This is a genomic window from Phormidium pseudopriestleyi FRX01 (genome assembly GCF_017313335.1).
Classification (GTDB): Bacteria; Cyanobacteriota; Cyanobacteriia; order Cyanobacteriales; family Laspinemataceae; genus Laspinema; species Laspinema pseudopriestleyi.
This window is the reverse complement of the sequence record NZ_JAFLQW010000635.1, coordinates 1-4270: the sequence shown is the minus strand read 5'-3', so window position 1 is coordinate 4270 and position 4270 is coordinate 1. Positions and strand designations below refer to the sequence as shown.

Annotated in this window: 4 protein-coding genes; 1 reads left to right on the top strand and 3 read right to left on the bottom strand. The window is 50.0% G+C overall.

Annotated features, from left to right (window positions below):
• Positions 1-135: 135 nt before the first annotated feature.
• From J0895_RS24020 to J0895_RS24010, 3 genes are all read right to left on the bottom strand, one after another.
• Complete coding sequence (locus tag J0895_RS24020; RefSeq protein WP_207090508.1) at positions 136-771, bottom strand: helix-turn-helix domain-containing protein; 636 nt, start codon at positions 769-771, stop codon at positions 136-138.
• A gap of 499 nt (positions 772-1270) precedes the next feature.
• Positions 1271-1807 (bottom strand): Dps family protein, encoded by a 537-nt coding sequence (locus J0895_RS24015; protein ID WP_242541556.1) that lies wholly within the window; start codon positions 1805-1807, stop codon positions 1271-1273.
• Positions 1808-1941: 134 nt separating this feature from the next.
• On the bottom strand, positions 1942-2202 hold the full coding sequence (locus J0895_RS24010) for a ParB N-terminal domain-containing protein (protein WP_207090507.1): 261 nt from the start codon (positions 2200-2202) through the stop codon (positions 1942-1944).
• A gap of 221 nt (positions 2203-2423) precedes the next feature.
• On the opposite strand from J0895_RS24010, the gene J0895_RS24005 reads away from it, so the two are divergent.
• Positions 2424-4172: a SpoIID/LytB domain-containing protein gene (locus tag J0895_RS24005; RefSeq protein WP_207090506.1), complete on the top strand. Its 1749-nt coding sequence runs from the start codon at positions 2424-2426 to the stop codon at positions 4170-4172.
• The last annotated feature ends 98 nt before the right edge of the window (positions 4173-4270 follow it).

Genomic DNA, 4270 nt, shown 5'->3' with positions numbered 1-4270 from the left:
GAGGGTTTGGAGACCCTACCCCTACATTAGAGCAGAGGGTTTGGAGACCCTACCCCTACATGAAACAACGATTGAGCGTCATTAAATTTACCACCTTGACAGGGCTAGACCTTTAGGCTAATCTCTCCCTGATCCCTAATTCTGGATGGGACTGACCTGTGCTCGATAAAGCAGCTTATTCCCTTGGCGATATCCGGTACTGCGGACTCTCACAAGTTCCCCCGGTTCAGCCATTCCCTCCCGTAACTGATGCTGCTGGGGATTATAGGGAATCTCAGACCCTACTGAGGCGATCGCCTCGACTCCCCACTCTTGCAACAACCGTTCCACCGGATGCAGCAACGGCAGCAAACGCACCGCAGGCAAGTCCGGATTTTGGGTAGCAGCATAAGCAGCAGTGGGCCAGTTTTGTAACCAGGACTCTAAAATATCTAAACTACTCAGTTGAAATTCCTGCAACAGAGTCTCCCTTTGCTGCTGCATCTGAACCTGAAGGCGATCGTATTCCCCTTGCAAGGTCGAACTTCCCGGGACTGTATCTCCCACCTCAACTCCAGCACATCTGACTAATAACTCCGATAGGGGTACTTGTAGTGTATTAGCCAGCACCAGCAAGGGTTCTACACGCATCTGCAACGCTTTTCCCTGACGCAGTTGCCTCACCTGCCAGTGAGACACCCCCGCTTGACGAGCGAGGGCGCGAAAACTGGAGATTCCCACCTGTTGCATTAATGCTTGTAATTGTTGGCTGGCGTCTGGAATATCACTCATGAGTTCGAGTTGATCAATTTAATGTAATCTTGGACATCATATAGCGGTGACCACCGTTATTCGCGTACATCTTGGGAGTGCGAGCATCTTGCTCGCTCTTGTCAAGAGCGAGCAAGATGTTTGGGCTCGCGCGTACACGCTACGCCGCACAGCTTTCGCCCGGGCGCAGGCTTTACGCACTCCTTTAAATGTCTGTACGCGAATGAGTCCACCGAACCGCTATATTACAAACCGCGAAGAAACGATTGAAGTCGTTACTAAGAACAGGGGAAGAAACAACTTTAGTGCATCTCCCCCGTTTGTCGTAACGACTTTATAGCAATCCTAAATGATTTATGACATAATCCGCTCCCCTCTCCCCCTTTGGGCCGCCGACGAGAAAGGGGTGAGGGCATTCCACAACGGATAAAGGCGCTGCTATAGTCGTTATCCCCCATTTGTTATCCCTCACCTAAAAACCCGATTTCTGAGTTCGAGGTAGGAAAGTTTAACCGATGCTTTATTCTTCCAGCAGACTTCTTAACATCCAAGCGGTTTTTTCATGAATGTGCATCCGCTGGGTTAATAAATCAGCGGTGGGTTCATCGTTGGCTGCATCAACTGTAGGGAACACAGAACGAGCAGTCCGCACTACGGATTCTTGTCCTTCAACTAACAACTGAATCATCTCTTTGGCCTTCGGAACTCCGAGGGTTTCTTCAATGGAGGTTAACTGGCTAAACTCGCTGTAAGTCGCTGGGGCTGGATATCCCAAGGCCCGAATCCGTTCGGCGATCGCATCTACTGCTAAAGCCAATTCGTTGTATTGTGTCTCAAACATCAAGTGCAAGGTCTGGAACATTGGCCCGGTGACGTTCCAATGGAAATTATGGGTTTTTAAGTACAGAGTGTAAGTGTCGGCGAGGAGTCGCGATAATCCTTCCGCGATTTCTTGCCGGTCTTGTGTATCAATGCCAGTATTGATTTTTGAGCCTTTGTCTTTGTCTTTGTCTTTGTCTTTGTCTTTGTCTTTGTCTTTGTCTTTATCTTTTCCCATGATTCGGTCTCCTTTAGAACGAGTATATTGTTAACGGGATTACTAGAGTGTCGGTACAGTAGGGGTGAGAAAGCGGGTTTCTTGACCAGATACTGCTTATCGAATACTGTACCAGCTCTATCGGCAGCATCGACTCAGGCTAGGTGCATTTTTAGCACCGATCGCGGAGCACGACGGACGTTACAGCGAATGGTTTCAAGGCCTAGGCGTTGACAAGCTTCATAGCGATGACAACCAGAAAAGCCGTAATATTCCCCTTCTACTTCTAACACGTCAATTGGTTCTAGTAATCCGATTTCTTGGATGGACTCCATCAGCGTCTGTACTTTTTGTTGGTCATTCTGGCGCGGTAATGGACGCCGAATCTTGGCGATCGCGATTTCTTGGACTCTCATAATTGTGATTTCTGGGTTTTAGGTGGCTTTCTTATATCATAGTCGGAATGAGTATGAGTTGCAATAAGGGAGATGGGGGGGGACAATAGGTTGAAAGTTAGAGGGGATTTTGATCACAATAGAGGGGATAAAATTAATGATCGCGACTCAGGTGGAGGAAAATTAGGCCATTGTCGAGAATTTAGACCGGATATTTAAACGAAACAAAAGGGGATCGAACGGTGAAATCAACAGCATATCAAGAACGGAATCTGGGGGTTCATTCCCAAATCGTCAGCGATCGCCCAGATCCAGGCCAGTTTGTGGGACCTAAACAGACTCCTGTCACTCCTAAAGCCAAACGGATGAGGGGCCAATGGTGGGGGCGGATATCTGGGGTCGTGTTCACGGTTCTGTGCTTTTGGAGCGTTCCTGGGGAAGTAGTTCGAGCAAATCAAGTTCAGAATCGAGAACTACAGATAGGAGTGGTGCAGCGGTTTGGCAGCAAACCGACAGATCAACTAATTCTGAAAGCCTTAGAGGGCGATCGCCTGTATGTGCGCTTTGAGGGGGGTGATGGGACGCCTCAAACCCAGCAAGTGAGCCAGATGCAGCTAGAAATCGTCATGAAACCCCTAGCTGAACCCATCCTGGAAGAACGGCTGGTGTTGAGTACCCATCGCAGCTTCGAGAATGCCGAACAGAATGCCGATGAATGGCGACAAAAGGGGATTGAGGTAGAAATTGCTCATCCGGGACGTTGGCAAGTCTGGGCCAAGCGCGGGGTCTATGGGACCCCATTACTGCGGCGGATGCTGCTGCAAAATTTGCAAGCTGAAGGAGATGAGACGGCCTTTTTGGATACGGAGATCATCCAGCACGAACCCCAACCCAGTTGGGTGTTTGAGGGGTTCCGATATAATCGCGATCGCCTAGAGATTTGGGCAGGGACCAATGAAGTTCAGGTCAGCCGAGAAAAAGAGGACCGTAACCCCACCCTGTATCCCGGGACATTGCGAGTCCAGCCGAATGCCTACGGCAGCTTTACCCTGGTTAATAAGGTCCCCATCGAAGACTATTTACGGGGAGTCGTCCCCCATGAAATTGGAGCAGATGCACCATATCAGGCAGTAGAAGCTCAGGCGATTATTGCCCGGACTTATGTCCTGCGGAACCTGCGACGATTTGCGGTGGATAACTACGAGTTATGTGCGAGTACCGAGTGTCAGGTTTATAAAGGAATCGGAGAGACCTGGGACCGGTCCGATCGCGCGATCGCCGCCACTGCCGGGAAAGTGCTTACTTATAACAACGAATTAATCGACGCCCTGTATTCCTCCACCACCGGGGGGATCACCGCCCCCTTCCAGGATATGTGGGATGGTGCCGATCGCCCGTATTTGAAAGCCGTCCTCGACTCCGTAGGCAATGTCTGGGACTTATCCCGCTACAGTTTAGCCAACGAGCAGAACTTCCGCCGGTTTATTACCCTGGACAAAGGGTTTAATGAAGAAGGGTGGGATGTATTTCGGTGGCGCGAAGTCAGCAGTCTGGCTCAAATGAACAAAAACCTCAAGGATTATCTGCAAGAGAAGCAGCATTCCCAGGCCAATTTCCAGACTATTCAGACAGTGGAAGTGGTGGAAAGAAGCAATGCCGGTCGAGCGATCGCCGTCAACGTCACCACAGACCAGGGATCGGTCAGACTGGTTAAAGATGAAATCCTCCGAGCATTCTGGGCCCCGTTAAGTACATTCTTTTACCTAGAACGGATGTATGGAGAGGATAAAAGCTTCAAGGGGTATGTCTTTGTCGGGGGCGGATTTGGACATGGGGTGGGATTAAGCCAAAGTGGTTCCCATCAACTCGCGAAATTAGGATGGACCAGCGATCGCATTCTCAAGTTCTACTATCCCGGCACCGAAATTCAACCCATGAATGAAAACATTATTTTTTGGCGTGACCCCTTGACAACAACCGACGGGGGTTAAAAGCCCTGTCTGTCGGGCGCGAGCGTGATCGCCCCTACATACGGTTGAAACTGACTGACAGTCGCAAAACCCGGCGGGGGTTTAAACCCCCGCCGGGT